The sequence below is a fragment of the Bacteroides sp. 43_46 genome (assembly GCF_001915455.1).
GTDB classification, from domain to species: Bacteria; Bacteroidota; Bacteroidia; order Bacteroidales; family Bacteroidaceae; genus Bacteroides; species Bacteroides caccae.
Genome location: NZ_MNQN01000110.1, coordinates 33,700 through 58,330 on the forward strand (window position 1 = coordinate 33,700; position 24,631 = coordinate 58,330).

The 24,631-nt window shown below is 44.6% G+C and carries 14 protein-coding genes and 1 pseudogene; 2 read left to right on the top strand and 13 right to left on the bottom strand.

Going from position 1 to position 24,631, the window contains the following annotated elements; genetic code table 11:
- Positions 1–14: 14 nt before the first annotated feature.
- The 13 genes from BHV72_RS10465 to BHV72_RS10525 form a co-directional block, all read right to left on the bottom strand.
- Entirely contained in the window at positions 15–3,206 is a 3,192-nt protein-coding gene (locus BHV72_RS10465; RefSeq protein WP_286855770.1) for a SusC/RagA family TonB-linked outer membrane protein, read from the bottom strand.
- Positions 3,207–3,480: 274 nt separating this feature from the next.
- Complete coding sequence (locus tag BHV72_RS10470; RefSeq protein ID WP_087413504.1) at positions 3,481–4,407, bottom strand: AraC family transcriptional regulator; 927 nt, start codon at positions 4,405–4,407, stop codon at positions 3,481–3,483.
- Positions 4,408–4,552: 145 nt separating this feature from the next.
- Complete coding sequence (locus tag BHV72_RS10475; RefSeq protein ID WP_286855772.1) at positions 4,553–5,875, bottom strand: glycoside hydrolase family 88/105 protein; 1,323 nt, start codon at positions 5,873–5,875, stop codon at positions 4,553–4,555.
- 18 nt (positions 5,876–5,893) lie between these two features.
- Entirely contained in the window at positions 5,894–7,048 is a 1,155-nt protein-coding gene (fucO, locus tag BHV72_RS10480; RefSeq protein ID WP_087426767.1) for a lactaldehyde reductase, read from the bottom strand.
- A 15-nt stretch (positions 7,049–7,063) separates the two neighbouring features.
- The gene (gene rhaD / locus BHV72_RS10485; RefSeq protein WP_009121898.1) at positions 7,064–7,873 is read right to left on the bottom strand and encodes a rhamnulose-1-phosphate aldolase; all 810 of its coding nucleotides are present in this window, start codon (positions 7,871–7,873) and stop codon (positions 7,064–7,066) included.
- A 35-nt stretch (positions 7,874–7,908) separates the two neighbouring features.
- A complete protein-coding gene (gene rhaT, locus BHV72_RS10490; RefSeq protein ID WP_195621784.1) occupies positions 7,909–8,940 on the bottom strand; it encodes an L-rhamnose/proton symporter RhaT in 1,032 nt (343 codons plus the stop codon).
- Between the two features lie 90 nt (positions 8,941–9,030).
- Complete coding sequence (locus BHV72_RS10495; RefSeq protein WP_009121896.1) at positions 9,031–10,284, bottom strand: L-rhamnose isomerase; 1,254 nt, start codon at positions 10,282–10,284, stop codon at positions 9,031–9,033.
- 32 nt (positions 10,285–10,316) lie between these two features.
- Positions 10,317–11,783 (bottom strand): rhamnulokinase, encoded by a 1,467-nt coding sequence (rhaB, locus tag BHV72_RS10500; RefSeq protein ID WP_087413508.1) that lies wholly within the window; start codon positions 11,781–11,783, stop codon positions 10,317–10,319.
- A 131-nt stretch (positions 11,784–11,914) separates the two neighbouring features.
- Complete coding sequence (locus BHV72_RS10505; protein WP_143269505.1) at positions 11,915–13,435, bottom strand: glycoside hydrolase family 28 protein; 1,521 nt, start codon at positions 13,433–13,435, stop codon at positions 11,915–11,917.
- 57 nt (positions 13,436–13,492) lie between these two features.
- Entirely contained in the window at positions 13,493–15,328 is a 1,836-nt protein-coding gene (locus BHV72_RS10510) for a rhamnogalacturonan lyase family protein (protein ID WP_087413509.1), read from the bottom strand.
- Entirely contained in the window at positions 15,325–18,114 is a 2,790-nt protein-coding gene (locus tag BHV72_RS10515) for an alpha-L-rhamnosidase (protein ID WP_373129590.1), read from the bottom strand. The genes BHV72_RS10510 and BHV72_RS10515 overlap by 4 nt, the downstream gene beginning before the upstream one ends.
- Before the next feature lie 7 nt (positions 18,115–18,121).
- A complete protein-coding gene (locus BHV72_RS10520; RefSeq protein ID WP_087413511.1) occupies positions 18,122–20,644 on the bottom strand; it encodes a glycoside hydrolase family 88 protein in 2,523 nt (840 codons plus the stop codon).
- A gap of 188 nt (positions 20,645–20,832) precedes the next feature.
- A complete protein-coding gene (locus BHV72_RS10525; RefSeq protein ID WP_162609582.1) occupies positions 20,833–22,482 on the bottom strand; it encodes a rhamnogalacturonan acetylesterase in 1,650 nt (549 codons plus the stop codon).
- Positions 22,483–22,743: 261 nt separating this feature from the next.
- On the opposite strand from BHV72_RS10525, the gene BHV72_RS10530 reads away from it, so the two are divergent.
- Both BHV72_RS10530 and BHV72_RS10535 read left to right on the top strand, forming a co-directional pair.
- Positions 22,744–23,982 (top strand): rhamnogalacturonan acetylesterase, encoded by a 1,239-nt coding sequence (locus BHV72_RS10530; protein WP_087413512.1) that lies wholly within the window; start codon positions 22,744–22,746, stop codon positions 23,980–23,982.
- 36 nt (positions 23,983–24,018) lie between these two features.
- Positions 24,019–24,631, top strand: a pseudogene (locus tag BHV72_RS10535) (sugar-binding domain-containing protein); the annotation flags it as partial.

Here is a 24,631-nt window from a genome sequence, read left to right on the forward strand (position 1 = left end):
CGTTGTATTAGAAATTAGAAATTGACATTTATACCAAATGTAAATGTACGGGCATTAGGATAACCACCGTAATCCAAACCTAATGCAGTAGCGCCACCGGGGCCTGAACCGACATTGGCAGCTTCCGGAGAATAACCTCCATAATAACTATCCCATTTTGCTAAATTCTCAATAGACAAATATACGCGTGCATACGATACAAATTTAGGATTAATCGGTAACTTATATCCAAAAGTCAGATTCTTAATGCGTAAATAATTGGAAGAATATAACCAGCGGGAATCTATTGCCGACGATGTAGTCGTACTGAAGATATAAGGAACCGAACCATTACCCGGTTCATCCTCTGACCACCACGCATCTCTCCAATGACCCATTACGTTGGATTTAGCTCCCATATTCGGACGGTCGATTGCACGTCCCAAAAGACCATATATCTTTCCACCTGTTTGTGCCGTCAATAAAACAGACAAATCAAAATTCTTATATGTGAAGCGGTTAGTCAAACCGAATACAAACTTCGGTGTCGGGCTTCCAAGATAATCTCTATCGTTCTCTTTATCAAACTTTCCGTCATTATTTACATCTCTGTAACGAACATCACCCGGTTGTATCTTGGTTCCTTTGAAAGTCACCGGTTCCCCACCGTGCGCAGCGCTATAGGCATCAATCTCCGCCTGGCTTTTCCATACACCGATAGCATCATACATGTAGTAAGTATTGACAGCTTTACCCACAGTAAGAATGTTAGATTCATTATTAGACCAACCTGAATAAACCGGAGTATTATCGGTACCTATCTTCTTCACTTCATTTTTATTATAAGACATATTAAATGAAGTATCCCACGTAAATTCCCCTGTCAGGTTATGGGTATTCAACTCGATTTCAAAACCTTCATTATGAATATCACCCAGATTATCCCAAATCGTACTGAAACCGGAAGCGCCTTCTACCGGAACTTGATATAACAAATCGGTAGTATTTTTAGTATACCAATCTAATGATAACTGAATACGATTATTCAAGAAGCCCAAGTCAACAGCGATATCTGTACTATGAGTCTTTTCCCAACCTAAATCCGCATTACCCAAGCTATTAGTGTAATAACCGGGAGCGCCGCCATAAATGGAAGAAGTTAAAGTAGCGTAAGACGCCGTATTACTGATAGAGTTATTACCTGTAACACCATAGCTGGCTCTAAGTTTCAAAGTATTCAACCATTTCTGGTCCCAATTCTTAAAGAACTTTTCATTAGAGATAAGCCAACCTCCTGATACGGCGGGGAATACGCCCCACTTATTATTAGCGCCGAAAACAGAACCTCCATCAAAACGCAAACTACCGGAAATCATATAGCGTTCATCATAATTATATTGTAAACGACCAAAAGTAGACAGTAGCTTATTAGGAGTTTGTTCTGTCACTGTATTAGCTTTCGGTTTAACTTTAGAACCGTCAAAAGTACCGGTAATAGCATCATTCGGGAAAGGCGAACTGAAAGACTGCTCCGTCTTATAACCCAAAGATGACTGCTCTGAAGAGAAACCAAGCATTGCACTTACTCCATGTTTGTCAAAAGTATGGTCGTAATTAGCAACAGCTTGTAACAATGTATTCCAGATACGGCTTGTTGTATGAGCACCGCCTGAATTTTGACCCTCTCCATTAGACCATTTTGAACTAGCGCTTGAGAATGTATAAGTATTGCCATCCAAATCAAGATAATTGGCAGCCGCTGATAATTCTACACGGAAATCTTCAAAAGGAGTAATACGCAAGAAAGCATTTCCCACCATACGCAAAGTACGGTCTTGACGTATCATACTTTCAAGTGTATAGATAGGACTTGAATTGGTATCAGCCCATCCGTAACGTTCATTAGGCTGTACATTTGTCATATAACCGACCCCTAATTCTGATACAGGAGTAGAGGCTAACGCTTTATGAGTCTGCGCATCTTTACCATTGGCTTTACCGGAACCATCCGTTACAATATAAGTAGGAGCCAGATTAATTCCAAGCGAAATGTATTTATTGATTTTAGATTCAACATTTGCGCGGAACGAGAAACGCTCATAGCCTGTACCGGTAGCCAAACCTTCTTGATTCATATAACCGCCGGAGAACATATAGTTTACATTATCTGTAGCACCGGAAACACTCAGGCTATAATCCTGTACCATAGCTGTACGATAAAATTCATCTTGCCAATCCAACAGACTTAATCCTTCGGACGTCGGAGTATAAGTATGCGAGTCTCTCATATCCTGACTCAAATAGTTGAACCAACGTTCATCAAGAACATACTTATAAGAATCATCCGTACCTGCCTTTACGCCAAGATTCGCCAAACGTGTAGCGTTATCATCGAGAATACTGGCATTGGTAACACCTTTCTTTTTGGCATCAATCAAATATTGGGTATCATTCCATCTCGTTCTAAATTCCATCCATTCGGTAGCGTTCAGCATATCTATTTTCTTTTCCAATGTCTGGAAACCGACACTTGCATTGAATGACACCTTTGCCTTACCCGTTTTACCTTTCTGAGTTGTCACGATAACAACACCATTCGAACCACGGGAACCATAAATAGCGGAAGAAGCGGCGTCTTTCAATACTTCAATAGAAGCAATATCCGATGGATTTATACCACTCAAAGTAGTCATAGGAACACCGTCAACTACATAAAGAGGATCGGAATTGGCATTAACCGAAGCAGCGCCACGTACACGAATCTGCATATCCGCACCAGGTTCACCCGTAATGGAACGTACCGACACACCAGCAAGTTGTCCCTGCAAAGCCGTTTCAGGACGCGCTAAAGGTCTATCCTGAATACTCTTAGCGTCCATCTTCGCCACAGCACCTGTCAAGGAGCTTTTCTTCACGGAACCGTAACCGATAACAACAACTTCATCAAGAACTTCCGTATCTTCTTCCAAAGTCACCTTGATATTACTTTGTCCTTTCAAAGCAACATCCTGAGCTTTATAACCTACAAAGCTAACTTGCAGGACAGCATCTTCCTGAACATTTTTCAGAGTAAAATTACCATCGACATCTGTGATAGTACCATTAGTAGTTCCTTTAACCAGCACACTCGCACCAATAACAGTTTCACCTGTTTTGTCCAATACAACCCCCGTAACGGTTTTGTCTTGCGCAAGAATGTTTAAATGACAGCTTATTAAAAGAAACATTAATAAGCATAACTTTTTGTGTAAGATTCTCATAGACTATTAATATAAATTGGTTGATTAATTAATTCAAGATTAACAGTCCGATATAACTATTATCGGATACAGAACTTGTGGGTGCAAAATTAAATATAGCGATACGTAACAAAATACAACTACTGACACAAATACTTTCCTTTTTGACTTTCTCTTAAGCAAAAAGGAACTTACAAGTACTAAAACAATAGAAAATCAAGGGTTTTGTAAGCATTTTGACTGTTTACTGCCTGTTTTGACTTTAATCTAAGTCCTCATTCTCCGCTTCAGTCTCCCGACCGAAAGAACGGTATTCCAATGGTGTAAACCCTGTACGTTTTTTAAATAATGAAAAGAAATGTTCGGTAGATTTATAATCAAGCATAAAAGAAATCTCTTTGACGGACTGAGAAGTTCCGACCAACAACTGTTTAGCTTTACGTAGCTTCAGTTCTTGGAAATATTTGGCCGGCGCATAACCTGTATAGTCCTTGAACACTTTCCGGAACCAGGAATAGCTAATATTTAATTTCATGGCTAACTCTTCAGGATCGATATCCTTAAAGACATTCTCATTCATTATAATCTTAGCTTGCTCAATCTTCTGATCGACGTCACCTACCTCAAAAATCTTATTCTTCGAAATGGAAAGAATCATACCTACGATATGCAATACTATACCGCCAAGATACTGCTGAGAAGATATCTTATCCGCTTCGGCAATTTCTAAGGCGCGGGAAAAGAGAGATACCAGTTCCTCATTCAAACCGACCTCAAGCACTTGATTATCCTTTGACAAGAAACCGCCTTTCATCAAATTATCAATGACAGGTCCTTCAAAACCTATATAGTATTCATTCCACCCTGTCTGACGATAAGGATGATAGGTATGCCATTGTCCGGGAAACAGCACCATCAACCGTCCTTTACAGACTTGCTTTTCCGGAGTGGTTTCTGAAGAGAACAATCCCCGCCCCTTCGTTATATAAACCAATTGGTATTCACGCAAAACACGTCCTTTCTGGGCATTAAAGAAATAGCCGGAAGGGTGATCTTTCAAAGGATATGGAGAGTCCGGCTGAATAGACTGAAAGCCGACAGTATTTACCCAAAGACCAAATTTTTGGTCCATGTCATTTACAATAAGATACTTAAATTCCACTCCTAAATCATTGTAATTCTTTGTCATAATACGTGTCCTTCATGATGGGTTCGGGACAAAAATAGGAAATATTTATGAAATAAGGGATAGCAATGCAAGATTTAATAAAAAAATCCCGGTTGGCAGAACAGGCATTCTTCCAACCGGGATTCGCTTATTTCTAAAAGGACTACTACTTCTTAACCACAATTTTATCGTACTGCTGCTCGGCCTTGATCTCCGTATATTTCGGCGCATCCATCATTTCAATCAATGCACGGAGAACAGGACCTTCACCCATCGGATCATTCTCTTGGGTAGGACGGTTATAATAATATGCAGGAGACGGCATGATACCTGTTCCGACACAGATTTTAGTAACATCACCTTTATCAGACATCAACGTCATCATACCCTTAAGTCCTTGCTCGGCGGCATAAATAAAGTCGGGATGCAGCCATCCGTGCTTTACACCGCGTGCAATACCAAAGACAAACATAGCCGTACCTGTAATCTCCTCATAAGAATCTTCCTTATCGAGAAGCTGGTGCCACAAACCGTTCTTACCTTGATAACGTACTACACCGCTGCACTGGCGACGGAAGCATTCCAATACTTCAGGACGCATCGGGTGATTCTGCGGCATCACTGCAAGTAAATCGGCAGTTGCCATAAAAACCCAACCGTTAGCACGGCTCCAATGAGCAACACCATGTTCATCCGTATCCGTATGATAGCAATGATAGAGAATACGTTTTTCAGGACACCACAAATATTTATGATATTTGATTACCTGATTGGCAGCATCATTGATGTAATTCATATCACCGGTCATCTTAGCCATACGGGCAAGAAATGAGATAGCCATGAAAGCGTCATCCGCCCAAATCGTATTTTCATGAGGCCAAATACGGGCAATAGTGCCGTCTGCCAGACGAGGCTCACCATAATTCAGATGTTCGGCTGTTTCATTAATATAATTCAAGAAAGAATTATTCGGATGCTTCATCTGCAAGTCAATCAGACTGGCTCCCATAGGACCGTTGTCATCCAAACGCTTTCCACGGAAAATCATATGCCAGCTCAATTTACGAACTCCATACCAACCTTCATCTTTCATTGCCTGATCATATTGCTTCTTGAAGAAGTCCAGATTGCCTTCATTAAATACGAAGTCCATATTTTTAAAGACATAATCATCATACTTCTTAGCACCGGTTTTATCGGCCAATTCCATTAAAGCGATATGAGTCACTCCATTGGTATAATGCCAATTATTATACTTACATGCAACCTTGACATTCATATCCAAAGGCAGGTTTTTAACCGACTTATAGGTTTTACCGGTCTTGGTATTCTTAAACTCATAAGTGGTGGTTGCAAGAATACGGTCTGCTATTTTTACGGCAAGGTCGGAAGCTGATAGTTTAGCTTCAGCCGCAGTCTTCATCGTTGTTTGCGAGAAGGCAGTGACAGCTGTTAAAAACAGCACACACGAGATAATAGTTTTCTTCATGGTATATTTGAATTATAATTAAAAAGCTTTACGGTATAAAGCCTCAATCTCTTCGACAGAAGTAGGACGAGGATTACCACCTGTACAAACATCATTAAATGCATCGACAGCCAATTGATGTAAATCTTCCTCTTTTACATTGATTTCATGTAACTTTTGAGGAATACCAATACTTAATGACAACTTACGAACAGCGTCTACTGCTGCACGTATTCCTTCACTTTCAGTCATGCCATCGGTATTTACTCCCATAGCTTTGGCTATATGAATATACTTAGGAGCAGCCGGAGACTCTGCATTGTACTCCATTACATACGGTAAAAGCAATGCATTGGCAACTCCATGAGGAGTATCATAATGAGCGCCTAACGGATGTGCCATAGAATGTACAATACCCAGGCCCACATTACTGAATCCCATACCGGCAATATACTGAGCTTGCGACATGGCTTCGCGAGCTGCTACATCGTTACCATTGTCTACCGCAGCTTTCAAATTAGCGGCAATCATTTCAATGGCTTTCAGCTCAAACATATCAGACATAGCCCAAGCGCCCGGTGTTATATAGCTTTCAATGGCATGTGTCAGGGCATCCATTCCTGTTGCGGCAGTCAATCCCTTCGGCATGGAATACATCAGTTCCGGGTCTACAATCGCAACAGCCGGAATGTCATTGGGGTCTACACAAACCATCTTCTTTTTTGCGTCCTCATCAATTATCACATAATTAATGGTTACTTCAGCAGCAGTGCCGGCCGTTGTAGGCAAAGCAAAAGTGGGAACAGCCTTGTAACGGGTCGCAGCTACGCCTTCCAACGACTTCACATCTGCAAAATCCGGATTATTCACCACAATACCGATACCTTTTGCCGTATCAATGGAAGAACCGCCTCCCAACGCCACAATAAAATCTGCGCCGGACTCTTTAAAAGCGGCTACGCCATGCTGTACATTGGCAATAGTAGGATTTGCTTTTACATCACTGAAAAGTTCATAAGGAATATGATTCTTTTCAAACACTTCAATTATCTTGTCTGCGACCTTAAAACGAATCAAGTCCTTATCTGTCACAAAGAAGGCCTTCTTAAAACCTCTGCGAATAGCTTCTACCGCGATTGTCTCCCGGCAGCCTGCTCCGAAATAAGAGGTTTCGTTCAATATCATCCTATACATAATTACGCTTCACTTTTATTTCGGTAAATTAAAAGCCACAGTCATCTCTTTCATTTGTTCCTGACTCATACCGTCCGGTTCAAAGCCCATATTCTTAGCCGCAATGTAAATCAGCGCGGATTTATTCAATACGTCTACCTGGTCAAAAGCAGACATAATATCCACATCTACTGCAAAAACCCCGTGCTTCTCCCACATAGCTACATCATAATCATTCAGGGCTTCAATAGTAGCGTCAGCCAATTGTACGGAACTTGGCAATTCATAGGGAATTATACCCAATCCACGAGGACAGAACGCTTTGGTTTCCGGAATCATGCTCCAAAGCAGATTAGTAGCCACATCTTTCTCCAGGAACTTCTTATTATGGGTCATAGCAATCAGTTCGATAGGATGTGTATGCAAAGATGCTCTATAAGGAGAACCTTTTTCAAGCAGATAATTATGAACTGCAAGATGAGAAGGTAATTCCGACGTCGGCATTACAGGCTGGTCCGCTATAATTACATAGCTGGCGCAGTCATCCAGAATACGGATTATTGAACCGTTTGCCATAGGCCAACGCGCCAAATCACGCATACGCATCTGAGTACCCTTACAATAGAAATAGCAACCTTTCAGATAAGGAAGCTGCTTACCTATCTGTTTAACCTCGCTGATAGCCGGCAGAGCTTTGATTTCATCATCTACATATTCAGTGATGTTTAAAGTTATATTACCACCATTACGTTCCGCCCAACCTTTTTGCCAAAGATATCCGGCCACTTCTGCCGCCTGATTGACTTCATAAGCCAACTCGGGACGATTTTCAAGAATTGATTTCATGTGTCTATTTAATTACAATTTATTAGATATTATTTTTATGCTTGTGCCATCGCCACTACAATAATAGAAGCGATAAGAACGGCTAATCCCGATATCAGTACGCCTATTGTACGAGAGCCGCATCCCTTCCATTCTTTCAGCAGGATTCCCCAAACATTACTGAATGTAACATTCAGTGACATCAGTATACTCCAGGAGAATGCAAGCAATATCGGACTGCCGCCTAAGAAACTTTTACCCATCTCCAGACCAAAGAATTGCGAATACCATAATACTCCGGCAAGAGCGCAAAACAAAATATTATTCACAAGGATATTGCCTTTGGCCGACAAGTATTCCTTACCTGTCTTATTCTTTATATTTTGCTGAATGCAATAAGCCGCATTCGTACAAAACCCGCCCAAAGTCACCAGAAAGATAACAGGAAGTCCGGCATACAACGGGGCCACACCACCAACCAATGCCGCTTCTTTAATAGGCGTTCCGGCATCCAGGCCGAGAGCAAAACAGGCACTCATCACACCTGCCAGTAAAGCGACCAACAGTCCTTTTGTCAACGCAAAATCTTTCACGGCAGCCTTTTTTTCTTCCTCACTCATATTTTTGGAGCGCAGACTGCCTGCATAACCGATAATGGCAATTCCCGCCAAAGTAATGCAAACACCAATAAGGAGCATCAAGCCATCGCCATGTAATAAGTCTTTCCCTGCAAACAGAGCCGGAAACAAAGTTCCAAAGCCGGCACAAGTACCCAAAGCTATACTCTGTCCTAAGGCAACACCCAAATAGCGCATACTCAATCCAAATGTCAAACCGCCGACACCCCAAAGGACACCGTAAATAATAGCCGGCAATGCACCGCCGGCTCCCCAAAGTTCTATCAGGTTGCCATCAGCAGGAATGGCAAGTAAAGCGCCAAGCAACGGAAAGACGAGCCAGGCAAAAATCCCTTGTACCAGCCAAAAGTTTTCCCATGACCAACCTTTAACTTTATTGATAGGTACATACGAACTGCTCTGTCCAAAGCTTCCCACAGCGATAATTAATAATCCTATTAGTGTATTCATGATAATCAATGGTTAATATTCTATGAGTAATGAAAGTAGCGGGCAAAGATACGCTTTCCCCGCTAAACACTATCATTAACTCTGATTAACTTAGTTACGTTTTGATGTAACCTCGGCTTCGTATTTCTCTATTTCAGCGATGAACTCTTCACCTACCGGCACATTATTCTTCAAGCAGAACATATCCCAAACGGCATTCCAAGGCAAAGCTTTGGCCTCTTCCAACAAAGCAAGACGTTGGAAACCTTGACCGGCAGCCTCATACTCGCGAAGTTTAGCCAGCGGTTCCAATAACGCACGCAACATACATTTCTGCGCAGCACGGGTACCGATGACATAAGCGCCTATACGGTTGATAGAAGCATCGAAATAGTCAAGACCGATATGTACACGGTCTAAAGCATTGCAGCGAACAATTTCCTGGAAAAGTTCGAGAGTCGGGTCGTCCATGATAGTCACATGGTCGGAATCCCAACGAATCGGACGGCTTACATGAAGCATCAATTCCGGCACGAATAACAACATAGACGAAACTTTATCCGCAGCGCTTTCCGTCGGGTGGAAGTGTCCCGTATCGATTGTTATCAGTTTCTGGTGCTGCACGCTGTAACCTACACAGAACTCATTAGAGCCTACCGTATAGCTTTCCAGACCGATACCGAACACCTTGGACTCCAGGCAGTCTTTCATATTCTTATACTCCGTAGCAAAAATTTGGTCGAGAGAGTCCTTAAACAACTCACGATATTTCATACGGTTTACAGTCACATCCTTACTACCGTCGTGTACCCAAAGATTCATGATACAAGGATCACCCTGACGGCGTCCCATCTCTTCTGCAATGGCACGGCAACGTTTGGTATGTTCAATCCAGAAATCACGGATGCTCTTATCCGGATTAGATAAAGATAAGTTACCGCTTTTCGGATGCGAGAAAGAGGTTGAATTGAAATCCAGTTTCATTCCGTTTTCAGCGGCCCACTGCATCCAGCTCTCGAAATGCTTCACTTCCACTTGGTCACGGTCAACAAAGGTACCGCCAAAATCACCGTAAATTTCATGCAGGTTCAAACGGTGCTTACCGGGGATATAAGAAGCGGCCTTTAAAATATCGCCGCGTAATTCTTCCATATTACGAGCCTTACCGGGATAATTACCTGTAGTCTGGATACCGCCGGTCAACGAGCTGCCCGACTCAAAACCGAGGACATCATCAGCCTGCCAGCAGTGCATGGAAATCGCAACCTTCTGAAGTTGTTCCATTACCTTTTCTACATCTACCCCAAGAGCAGCATAACGTTCCTTAGCTACTTCATAAGCCTTTGTTATTAGTTCTTCTTTCATGATACTGATTTATTTTATATGATTGTTAAACATTAATAATTCATTGTCACCTGTTTGAAATGTAAATATGCGGTATCCCACACTTCCGCATCTTCCGGATAGAAAGTTTCCAAAGAAATAGAGCGATTGATTAATTGACGCATGGAAGCAATATCTTTTGCCGTTCCTGCCGCCAACGCCTGAATCATAATATTACCGATTGCCGTAGCCTCAGACGGGCCTGCCACAACAGGAATACCGACAGCATCGGCTGTCCATTGATTCAATAAATCATTACGGCTTCCACCGCCGATAACATGAAGTGTATCTATCGGATGAGGAGAAAGAGTGCGAAGATTATCCAAAACCTGACGATAGCGCAGGGCAAGACTCTCAAAGATACAACGAACAATTTGACCTCGTGTCTGCGGAACAGGCTGGTGAGAATCCGAACAGTACGTCTTTATAGCCTGTTCCATATCGGCAGGATTGGCAAACAGAGCATCATCAGGATTAATCAGACTGCGGAACGGTTCACTGGCATTCGCTTCGGATATCAGCTCCGGATACGAAGTCTCTCCCCATGCCGCACGACAGCGTTCCAACAGCCACATTCCACAAATATTTTTCAATAAACGGATAGTGCCATTCACGCCGCCTTCATTCGTAAAATTTAAAGATTCGGTTTCTTCTGTAATAACCGGGCTTTCTGTTTCCACTCCCATTAAAGACCAAGTCCCACTACTCAGATATGCAAAATCAGGATTCATTGCAGGAACTGAAGCCACAGCAGAAGCCGTGTCGTGCCCGGCAACCGCAATTACAGGTATCTCTCCCAATCCGGTCATACGCTGTACTTCTTTTGTCAATGTTCCTATTTTCTCACCGGAGTAAACAAAGCGGCCAAAATTATTCTCCGTCAGTCCGAGCTCGCGCAGCAAAGCATTTTCCAGTTTACGGGTTTTCGCATTTACCAGCTGCGCCGTGCTGGCAATGGTGTACTCCGTTACCTTTTCCCCGGTCAGCATATAACTTAAAGCATCAGGTATAAAAAGCAGTTTATCGGCAGCGGCCAATGCACTGTCACCATTCCGTCTCAATGTATCGAGCTGGAACAAAGAATTGAAGTTCATAACCTGAATACCCGTCCACTCATAGACTTGTTTACGGGCTACTTTTTCAAAGAAAGCGTCAGGCGCTCCGGCAGTATGGGGATCACGGTACGAATAAGGTTGACGAAGAAATCCACCATCTTTACCCACGCAAACAAAATCCACTCCCCATGTATCGATACCAATGGAAGTAATTTCAACATCTCCTTTTTGAGCGACTATTTTCAATCCTTCGATAATATGCCGGTAAAGTTCATATATATCCCAGTAAAAATGTCCGCCGGTTTCAATCAAACGATTCGGGAAGCGATTCACATCTTCCATTTCCAATCCTTCCGGTGTGAAGGTTCCCAAGATAGTACGGCCACTGGTAGCACCCAAATCGACCGCAAAAAAACATTGTTTCATGGTAATTAGTTTTAGTCGCTATTTCATGATACAAAAATAGGGGAATCATCCCCTATTCTTTGTACTTATTTTGACTGAAAGGGTGTCAGATTTGACAATCCATTTCGTCCGCTATTACCACATCCGGCTTCTTATTTCATATCCTCACAAAAACGGGTAACAACTTGCTCGCCTTCCGTATTGCGGATAGTCACATTCTTCATCGTAACAGCCTTGCTATAAATAAATTCGGCGCCCAATCGTGAAGTAATATCAATATCTTCCAACACGACATTCTCAATCGGCATTTCAGGAATACCGTTGAAGAATAATGCGCGACGGGCTCCTGCACATATCAGATTCTTCACATGAATATTCCGGAAACAAGGAGTTGTTTCGTCCACAGGAAGCGGATCGACTTTAGCCGGAACCTTCTCACCGCTTTCCAACACTTCAACGGCAGATTTTCCACCATAATAAAGATTGAAAGTAATCGGTTCGGTAGGAATATCCATCATGGAAACATTGGTAATCCAGATATTTTCAACAATACCGCCACGGCCGCGCTTACTTTTAAAGCGCAATCCCACATCCGTTCCCAAGAACTGACAATTGCTGACAGACACGTTGCGTACCCCGCCGCTCATCTCACTGCCGACAACAAAACCTCCATGTCCTTTAAATACCGTACAGCCATCTACCACTACATTTTCACAAGGACGTGCACGACGGCGGCCATCTTCATCCTTACCGCTTTTCAGGCAGATTCCGTCATCTCCCACATCAAAAGTAGAATTCACAATCAGCGCGTTTTTACAAGATTCCAAATCCAGTCCGTCACCATTCTGCGCATAGCTCGGATTACGCACCTGCACGTCTTCAACCAGTACATTCTCACACATCAGCGGATGTAAGTTCCATGCCGGAGAGTTCTGGAATATCACTCCTTGCAACCATACATTCTTACATTCTATCAGGCTCACCATTACCGGACGAAGGAAATGACGGACACTTTGCCACTCTTCTTCCGTTTGCAGATTCTGAGGGACATTCATATTACTGATAGTGTCTCCTTTCAAAGTTTCAGGATAAGGGAACCAGTAAGTAGGACGTTTATATACGCCGCCACGGGCTGTCGTCTGCTTCCAAACACTCTCCGTTACTTTCTCACGCTTCAGCGGGCGCCAGTAATGACCGTTTCCGTCGATAGCTCCCTCGCCTGTTATCGCCACATTCTCCAAATTACGACCGGAAATAGGCGACTGGCAACGACGGGTATCCAAACCCTCAAATACAGTTTCCACCAAAGGATAGAGGTCTACATCGGGAGAGAAAAGGATAACGGCTCCTTTTTCCAAATGCAAATCGATATTACTTTTCAACACAATAGGTCCTGTCAGCCAAACACCGGCAGGAACAACGAGATGCCCTCCCCCTTGTTTGGAAAGGGTATTGATTGCATCGGCAAAAGCCGATGTACATAGAGTTTCTCCATTACCGACAGCATTGAACTCTGCCAGATTAACCGTACGGTCGGGAAACCTCGGCGCTTCCACACGAGGCATGTCAAAAGGCAGGTTACGATAAACAGCTTCATACTTATAGTCCGCAGACTGGCAAGCACTGAATAGCCATAAACAAATAGCAGCGATTACATACAATGGTTTTGTCATTCTTAATAGCGTTTTAAAGTTAGCAAACGTACCGGAACATATTTTCCGATACATACATTAATTATCTCCTAAATAAAAAGACGGTACAGGCGCCTGAGGATACCCCATACTACGATGAGCTACATAGCTACGGTACAAAGCGTCCTGCATCAACGTTACCCTACGGTCTGTCGCAGGAATATTGGTGCGATAGATACGCAGTTCGCCGGGTAAAGCCGTTATCAGTTCCTCGCGCCAATCACCTTCCATATCAGCCATCAGCAATATATCTCCTTTGATATTTTCCGTTAATATCTCACCTTTCCATTTCCAGATACTCTGGTCACGTCCACCGGAAGAGGAACCTGCTCCCCAACGGTTATCGTCTCCTTTGAATGTCTCACGCAACAAATCGGCATCCCACCATATCCAGTTACGGCAACCGGGTATCTCATCTTGAGATACTTGCAGTTTCTTTCCGTCGGCAGTAAGCAAATATCTATCGGTGCTTCCTCCTTTACGGTCTTCGCTGGCAAAACACTCCAATCCGGGATGAGCAGGGTCAAAATCCGCTACCATGCCGTCGCCTACATGATAGGTCGTATGTCCGATACCCCATATCAATTTACCCGTAGCAGCATCCACTACCGAAACGCCACGGCCGTCTTCCTTTTTCGGTTCACTTACCATAAACACCTGCATGCCCTCCATATCGGGACGCAACTTGCAAAGATACGCTTTGTCGCTGTGTCCCAATCCCGAGGACCACAAAAGCGTTCCGTTATCATCGAGCATACAAGAGCCTAACATAACCTCATCGCGGCCGTCACCGTCTACATCGGCAGTAACCATGCTATGCGCGCCCATACTACGGACAATAGGATTTTCCTCATCACCATCCCAACGCCACACACGTTCCAATTTACCGTTTTTCAACATCCAGGCATCCACAACCATCAACTTATAAGTACCGCGTGCCGCCAGTATGAACGGCGTCTTTCCGTCTAAATAGGCAACTCCCATCTGATTACGATTCTGTCGAATCAGATTTCCGTAACGGTCATTGCGTTCAGGCCAATCCACGCGGTCTATCTCCTGTCCGGTCATGCCGTCCAATACGGAAAGATATTCACTCCCGCCGCAAACGCGCCCTTTCCCGTTCTTCACATAATCGGCACCCGCCGTTTTAATCGCCACTTCGGCCTTACCGTCTCCATTAAAATCGTAAACGATGAAAGGCGAGTACCAGATACCCGGTTCAATACCCGGCCCCATATCGTATGTCCACAGATAAGTGCCGTCACTCAAATAAGCGGATATTTTATAAGTTTTTCCGGTAGTGTCACCCGGCATGCCCGGGTCGACATTTGTTTCGGGAGTACGGATGATATAATCATAAGCCCCGTCACCGTTCAGGTCGGCCAGCGCTATCTTTCCGGCTTTTGCGTTATCTTTCAGGCGGATAGATGTATAAGGTTTCAAATCGGCCGATACAACCTTCCGTTTTTCCGATACAACCGGTTTCTGTCCTTTTACAACAGCCTCCACCCAATAAACGGCTTGTTCATGAGGGGTGGCATCCACAAAGTCGCAAGTACGGGAAACGGCTTTTTTCGTCAAGCGACGAGTCTTTCCGTCTACTTCACGATATACATGGAAAGCCGTGGCAGGAGCATCCGATGCCAGCAAACGCCAGCTGAGATACACGGATTTGCCGTCCCGGGAAGGAGCGACCGCCAGTCCGCGGTTTAATTTCTCAGTAATCCGTTCTTGAGCGAATCCCTCTGCCAACGGTTTAGGCTCGTGCTTAGGGTCAAGAATCTCATAGAAATAGTTTCGTTCACGCGGGTCTTGAGCGTGTAAGGAGCAGAAAGCGCAAACAAACGCTACCCCGGCCCAACTGATTTTTTTCATTGCATTTCGTTTTTAGTTATCTTCAGCGGTATAATACGTACAGGGCCTAACAAACCGCTCGGTACAGGTTCCCAACCGGCATAAGTCCCTTTTTTATAACCAAGCGCCGCAATATTTATATCTTTGAAGATACGCCACTTCACTCCACGGCGATCCATATCGGCTATGCGGTTGGCAGGAAGATTGGTCACTTCTATTTCCAGAATATTCTTTCCCGGACGCAAGTATTGCCCGATGGGGCAACAATAGGGTACAGCCCACAAAGTGGCAACCTCCCTGCCATTGATACGTACACGGGCGCTTTCACGAACGTCACCGAGTGAGAGCTGCCAATCCTGAGCAGAGGCGGGATTTTCAATCACAAAAGCGGTTGTATAGCAACCTGTTCCCATAGTTGTTCCGGCACCTTCAAAGGATAAATCCGTCCATGAGCCCAAAGAAACGGAATCCGGTACACTATGTACCGCAGGAGCGCTTTCCACAAACCGCAGGCTCCATAAACCGGACAGTTCGACAGTTCCCTGCGCAACAGTCTGATACTTCCATTCCGGAACCTGTACATCAGCTTCCGTGAAAGTCTTCAATATGGCTGATTCCCCGGAAGCCAATTGTAAATAAACTTCCGTCTTGCCATCCTTCTGGCGCAGAAGAGCCTTACCGGAAGCTCCGTTCATCGGATTATAAAGCATAGCCGAACGTGCAGGTACAGCCAACGGTATCCAACTTTCCGTATCTTTCCCGGTCAGTGCGGATATGAAATAATGGTAGCCCTCCGTGTTTTTGCGACGAATACAACTCAAATCAAAAGATGTCTTCATCGCCTCCGGTATGGCAGCGGTCTGTGCCAGCGTACGGGCATAATCCGTACCGAAGAACACCGTTTGGTCTTTACCACGTTCATTCCCTAATTTCTTTATCTGCTCCAAAGTACGTTTAAATTCCGTGCGGCGCCGTTCCAATCCGGCATATCCCGGAACATCTTCCGGATATTGATCCAAAAATACAACAGTCGCCCCCTCTTTCGCCAAATCAAGAAGCTTGGCAAGTACATCCGCAGGCATCAAACGCGCCCCGGGAACCACCAATGCCTTATACGTTGTTCCGCCGGACGTTACGATTCTCTTATCGCGACAAGCAGCCGTACGGATGAAATTATCGGAAATATAATCCATATCGTAACCGGCATCATTGATACGGTGCACCGCCTCTATAAAGCCCGGAGCACGCTGTGCCATTTTATGAATATCGAACATCAGCAGTCGTCCGTCCTGCTCCTGCCACATATCATACAACGGCAGATACACAAGAAAGTCATTATCCGGCTGTCCCATTTGCAAGAAGCTCTGACAACGGGATATATACTGGAAGAATGCGGGCGCATCCCGCCATATACTGTTCGTCGGGCTCATATCCACCGTAGCATAAAACTTCCAACCGGGCCAGGCAGCCTCGGCGGGAGAATAGGTCGTGCCATGGAAAAACGTATGATTGACGCCGGAAACGAACATGAGGTCGATATCCGGCTTACATTGCGACAAAGACGTACGGAAATGCTCCGTCAGCCAAGTAAAAGTCTCCGAAGAAGTATAAGGTTTACCGGCGATATGAGCGCCCGAAGAAGCGTATTTCAGCATGGAGAGGTCGGAGTCATTGGGACGCGTCAGCGAATCCTTACGCAATCCCCGTATACCAAAATCGGATAGGCCGAAGCCTTCGCACTCAGGAATATCCACCGTAGCATAAAGATCTATCAGATTTCCCGGCGAGCCATGAGCCTGGTTTCTGGTCTTAGACCCGTGCAGATGCGCCCACTCCGTCCACTGACGGGTAAAGTTCTCCTGCAATAATTCACTGAGAGTTTCACGATAATCGGAGATGATGCGTCGGGTCTTGTCCGAACGCTCCCCTGTCGCCAGAAACTCCGGCAGATGTTCTTCCAGTTTATAACCGCGACGTGCCAGAAACTCATCAAAAAGTCCTTCCGACCAGTCCGCCCCGTAAACCTCATAGGAGTCGTTAAAGAAATTATGAGGATAAGCGGTAGCGCTGCCGGACGTGTCCTTGAACCGTCCATCGAAAGCGCGTTCAAAACGTCCGAGATAGTTTTTCACGGCACGGGCCGAGAAATGATTCATCACATACCCCTCACCGCCGGGAGCCGCACGTTTCACTTTCTGCAAAGTCTTGCCGCAAAAGGCGGCAATCAAACGCCAATTGCCTTTCGGAGCTTTCCAGCATAGCATTCCGTCTTTCACCTTATTCGTCAAATCCAGACACTTTCCCTTATCGGAAAAAGCCATCAGACGTTCCAATTCGGCATAAGGCCACTGTTTTCTATCGGCGACTTCTATCTTTTTGTCGAGCGTATTCCCGCCCTCCAACCGGTATTCCGTGACAAACAGTTTGCAGGCTGCGTCTTCTATTCCCACTTCAGGACCGCCGAACGGCCAGCCGGTACCGGTATTCATATCAATCTGCATTCCCAAACGGGACGCTTCACTTTCCGTATATTGCAGCATCTGCATCCATCGGGGAGAGAGAAACGGAATATCCTTCGCGTCGTTTCCCTGCACGCCATAAATCGGAGTAATCTCCATCGTACCCATTCCCGCCGCAGCATACGCTTCCAAATTACGGGTCAGGTTTTCCTTATCCACCGCGCTTCCCATCCACCACCAGCGGGCAGCCGGCTTGGCATCCAAACTAATCTCCGGCCACGAAACATCTTGTGCGGACAAAGCCCCTGCGCAAAATGCAAACATGGCAATACAAAACAACCGATTCATACCTGTCTTATTTTTCCAGTTCCAAACATCCCATAATGAACGGACCTGTTGCCTTGGCATCGTTATCCCTCATCTTCTCACCTATATAATATTCAAAGCTTCCGTCACGATACGGATGACCGCCCAAGCCGCCAACCTGGCAGCAACGGGTCAAAGTCAAAGTACCGTCCTGTTTCTCCACCAACAGCTTGTCTTTCAGACCTTGCAGAGCCTTTTCCGCCACAGCGCGATATTTTGCATCGATATATCCTTTATTCACCGCTTTTGCATAAGCATACATACATTGGGTGGTTACGGATGCCTCGGGGAAATTCCCCTTACGCTTGGGCTGGTCGATAACCTGGTACCAAAGTCCGGCCTTATCCTGATATTTCGGCAGTGTTTCCGCCAGTCCGCGAATATAGCCAAGCATATCAGCGCGTCCCGGATGATTTTCCGGTATAAAGTCCAAGGCGTCCACCAGCGCCATAAACCACCAGCCTATACTGCGTCCCCAGAAGTTGGGGGAATGTCCGGTCGCCGGATCGGCCCAACGCTGACTCTTGCTCTCGTCCCACGCATGATGGTACAATCCTGTCTCGGCATCATAGGTATGTTTATGGCAGAGACGGAATTGCTTCACCGCCTCATCGATCCATTCCGGCCGGTTGAATTCCGCGCCATACTGCGCCATAAACGGAGAAGCCATATACAGCCCGTCCAGCCACATCTGATGCTGATAAATCAGTTTATGCCAGAAGCCGCCCTCCAAAGTACGAGGCTGGTTTTTCAATTGTCTGATAAGAATATCCATTGCCGCCTTATATCTCTGATCGCCGGTTTCACGATAGAGGTCGAACAGCACCTTTCCCGAGTTGATGAAATCCAAGTTGTAAGTAGACTTATCATACAGATGAATTTCTCCTTTTTCATTAATCAGAGAGTCGGCCCACTGCTTCACGTAGTCATAGTAACGACGTTCGCCCGTAGTCTTCCACATCTGCAACATGGCGCAACAGCCTACTCCCTGGGCATAGCCGAAAAACAAACGCTTACCGTGGTCCAACTGATAAGCCTGCGGGAAACGCATCATCTCAGAGTCGGCAAACCAACGTGCATACGAGCCTTGTTCCCATGTATCCGTACGGAAAGGCACTGCGGGTAAACCGGACTTATTATAGAGATTCACACGGAAGAAGTTACAAAAACCGTAACGTACGGCAACCGGTTCCGCCACCTGCGGAGCGGAAACCTCCAACCGGCTGCCTTTTATCACAGCCACCGCCGGATAAAAACGACGGTCGGCCCCTGCAACCAGAAAACCCTTGACCGGAGCATCTTCCGGTGTCATCAATCCGTCTTCGGCATATTCAAAACTCAATACGGCCTTATTGCCGCTGACCTTCATCGTTTTAAAGAGCGGACCGGAATAAGCCACATCCTTACCATATTGTTTGGCAAGCGCCCATAAAGCCATGCGCTCACCGGCCACCCGCTTATTACGCGGATGAATATCCGTAGAATCCGCCGCATCCGTAATGACCGCCATACCCACATTCTTCAGCCCACTCTGCCATGTTTTGAGCTGCGCTTCACGAATACCGGCCGGTTGCCCTTTATGCGGAGCAATCTGCATGAAATAGAAAGGCATATCGGGTTGTTTCCATTCTTTCCGCCAACTGTTGATCATATTGGTAAATACCTGCTGATATTTTTCATGGCGAATGGCATTCGATTCTCCCTGATACCAGATATTTCCCTTCACCGTATATCCCAGAATAGGATGAATCATTCCGTTCCAAAGCGTGGAAGGAACCTTGCAATATCCTTTTTCCTGCTTCACGTTCTTCAGAGCGAAATCTTCGAGTACGTCCGTATAAAGCGGATTATTCTTCATGACACCCATTTTCGTCCACGACTCCGCATGCGTGCCGCCCCAGGTAGACTGTATCATACCTACCGGTACATTCAGTTCTTTATGCAATCTGCGTCCGAAAACGAATCCCACCGCCGAGAAGTCATACAGGTTTTTCGGCGTGCACACCAGCCACCGGCCTTGACAATCATCCATTTCACCCTCGGGAGCCAACTGATGTTCCACCCGGAACAAACGCAGCTCCGGATAATCCGCATCTTTCATTTCCTCGGCTTCCGTTATCATACCGGTCATCCATTTTTTATCGGGATGCTTGGAAACCGGATATTCCATATTGGATTGTCCGGTACAAAGCCATACTTCACCTATCAACACATTATTAATAGTAATCGAATTTTCACCGCTCACCGTAACGGACTGCCCCTTTGCGGCCGCAGGCGTTTTTAACTTCACGGTCCATTTACCGTCAGCCACAGCTTTGGTCGTTACGGCTTTATCCGTCCATGATGTTTTTACCGAAACGCGTTCACCGGGCGTCGCCTTTCCCCACAGATTGACTTGCGCATTTTGCTGCAAAACCATATTATCGGAAAAGATGGCCGGAAGTACCACTTTGGCAGAAACAGAACCTGCCAATACCAAAAGAAAGGAAATAAATCCAAGTAGTTTTTTCATGTGCCTTTGATAGTTTTAATAGAATTAAGAAACGAACTTTATTCTGTATTGCAAAAATAAGAGCTTCACGGCAAACGAGTTCTGAGCCTTTTGGCGGTTCTCTTATTGTTTTTGTCGTTTATCGCCTTTACAAAAGTAAGAAGGTCGTTTGGTTTTCCCAAATCCATCAAAGGAGAATATATACGGAATTATTTCAAATAATTCTTTAGAGGACAGTTCGTAGCTTTTAATCCTTCTGCGATGCTTTCGGCATTGAGGTGCGCCCCCTTTAGCGAAGTATGCGTATGATCTTTATTAAAGTACTCACCTACCGCACGTAATCCTTGTTCCCAACCTTTTTTTTGCAATTTGTCTGCTGTGAGTTTATTCAAATCAATAAAATACGCCCCGGTTCGCTCTGCCGCTTCACGAGTCCATTTACCGAAAGAGTCGGTATTACGCTGAATTTGTCCATTATCCCACACATTGCGTGGAGTGTGGCTGAGCACAATAGGAATAGCACCCTTTTCTTTCACATCCATAATAAATTTACGTAAGTACCAGCCGAAAGTATAAACGACCTGATATTTTCCGGTAGACTCCATCAAGAACACCTTGCTCTCATTTCCAGCTCCGGGCAATTCTGCACGCGCTTTGCCAGTATTAACAGCCCCGGTATCATTATGACCAAACTGAATAAGTACAAAATCACCGGGCTGCAGTGCACCGTATACTTTATCCCAACGCCCTTCATCCAAATAAGTACGAGCACTACGTCCGGCTTTAGCGCAATTTTCAACCGTTATCCTATTCAAATCAAATTCATCCGCAATAACACTGCCCCAGCCCCACATACCATTCTCATCGTTATCGTTATTCTTCACCGTGCTGTCACCCACGGTAAACAGTACCGGACACCCCTTCCTACGTTTTTTACCCATAACAGTATCCTGCTCCATCGGCTTTAAATAATCGGCAAGTTTCAACCCTTTACATTTACGGATACCTTCAATTGCCGACTCCGCATTAACACGGGCGCCAAAAGCACTGGTATGAATACGATCAAGGTAGAACATATATTTCACTTTCTCTTTACCATACCTTTCAAATTTACGGGCGGTAATCTCATTTAAATCAATGAAAGGTATCCGTTGTTCTTTAGCTATCCGTTTAGCCCACAAACCAAAAGTTTTATTTACACGTGTAATAATCGTACTATCCTTGTCGTCCCACGCATTACGGGGAGTCAGAGATAAAAGGACTGGATGCGCCCCTTTTGCTTTTACATCCCGTACAAAACGTCTCATATATTCACCATAGGTATATACCGTTTCCTTTGCTCCCGTTTCTTTGATTATCACATTCAAACTGTCTTTTCCGATTCCCGGAATAGAAGCACGCGCACGACCGCTATCATACGGTCCGTTATCATTATGTCCCAGTTCTATAAAAACCCAATCATCCGGACGTATCCCTTTAAGAACTTCCGGCCAAAGGCGGTTATAAAAAGTCCGGCTGCTTGTTCCGCCTAACGCGTGGTTTTCCACTGTTATTTTATTAACATCAAAATACTCGCCCACGTAATATCCCCATCCCCATTGTCCGTTATTTCCATTGCCCAAAGTACCGGTACGCATGGTGGAATTCCCCACTAAAAAAAGTACAGGATTATCCCCTCTGCGACTGGAACCGGCGATAGGCCTCACAGTCCGCGCCTTATTCAAACTGTCCAACGTATTATCAATTACATTATTTATATCCTTCATCGGAGCGGCAACTCTATTTTGAGCACACAATGACAGATTGATAGAAAGCGCAATACACCCCGGCAATAAGTAACATAAGAAACTTTTTTTCATAACAAGCATTTCATTTTAATAAAAGAGACTATCAATATTTGCATGTCTACAAAAATAAGAAAACAGAGCAATGAATACATGGAATATTTGTTTATAATCCTGTCTTTTCTGTTACTTATCACATTATAAGCGGACTATCGATATAAAATAAATAGAAAATACATACTTATGTACATTACTCTATTCCACAAAAAGAACAATGCCGCTACTTTAGCGTCAAAATAACAAGATTATGAAAAACAACAATTAATAAAATCAGTCATGAGAACAACACTATTAAATTTTCTGCTGTTAACGACAGTCTACGCCTCAGCACAAACATTGCCTCAAACATTCAAAATGGAAGATGCCCCACGTTATTCCGAAGCTACCGGTTATGGCTATGACCGTACGGAAACACCTGCAAAAGGGAGCAAAGAACCTTTCTATTTTTCCGTACGGGTACCGGATGGGAACTACCTTGTCACCGTTAGTTTAGGCAGCAGCAAACGTGCAGCCAATACAACCGTCCGCGCCGAATCACGCAGATTGTTTATTGAGAATTTACCAACTAAAAAGGGAGAAATCACCGAAAGGAGTTTCGTTGTCAACAAACGAAGCCCATACATATCCAAGAAAGAAAAAGTGAAAATCAAAGACCGGGAAAAAAGAAAGCTGGATTGGGATGACAAATTGACCATTGAAATCAATGGCGAAGCACCGGCTTGTGAAAGTATACGTATAGAACCGACTTCATCTTCCGTTGCCACCATCTATTTATGCGGTAACAGCACTGTGGTTGACCAAGAAAATGAGCCATGGGCCAGTTGGGGACAAATGCTCCCTCTCTTTTTCGGAACGGATGCAGCAGTAGCAAACTATGCCGAAAGCGGTGAAAGCGCCAATACGTCCATTAAAGCCAATCGCCTTAAAAAGGCTTTGTCGCAAATGAAGAAAGGAGATTATCTCTTCATTGAATTCGGGCACAACGACCAAAAACAAAAAGGTCCGGGTAAAGGAGCATACTATTCATTTATGACCAACTTAAAAATCTATATAGACGAAGTTAAAGCACACGGTGGCATACCGGTTTTAGTGACTCCCACCCGCCGTCGCAGATTTGACAAAGAGGGAAAAACAGTAAATACCCACGGTGAATATCCGGATGCGGTACGCTGGATAGCCAATAAAGAAAAGGTTCTTCTCATCGACTTAAATGAAATGACCGGTATCCTTTACGAAGCCTTAGGAGAGAAAGAATCCAAGAAAGCCTTTGTACATTATCCGATGGGAAGCTTTGAAGGGCAGAAGAAAGCACTTGCCGACAATACTCATTTCAACCCCTACGGTGCGTATCAGATAGCCAAATGTGTAGTTGAGGGCATTAAGAAAAATATTCCCGATTTAGCAAAACACCTTCATTCTGTTCCTGACTATAATCCAGCACAACCGGATGATGTAAACCAATTTCATTGGTATCCCGCACCTTTCTTCGAAATGGAAAAGCCGGACGGCAATTAAAATAGAACCAGATAAAGCTTATAATAACAGAATAACATGAAGAATAGATTTTTCTTTTTCACGCTTATCCTCACGACGCTGTTTGCTTTGAGTACACATGCTGCAAAACGCCAAAAATACAACTTTAACAGTGAATGGCGTCTGCAGGTGGGGGACTTTCCACAAGCGAAAACAGCTGATTTCAACGATAATGACTGGAAACAAATTACTTTACCGCATGCCTTCAATGAAGATGAAGCCTTTAAACTGCCCATCAGCCAACACACCGACACTGTTATGTGGTATCGCAAGCATTTCCGGGTAAAAGAATTGAGAGGTAAAAAAGTATTTGTCGAATTCGAGGGAGTTCGCCAGGGTGGTGAATTCTTCCTGAACGGAACTGCATGAAAACGGGGTTATGGCCGTAGGATTTGACCTTACTCCCTATATGAAAGAAGGAGATAATGTGTTGGCTGTACGTATTGATAACAACTGGTTCTACCGTGAAAAAAGCACTAATTCCAAATATCAGTGGAACGACCGTAATTTCAACGCCAACTATGGCGGTATTCCCAAGAACGTATTTCTGTATGTGACGGACGAGGTATATCAGACTCTGCCTCTGTACAGCAACCTGAAAACAACCGGTGTATACATCTACGCCACCGAC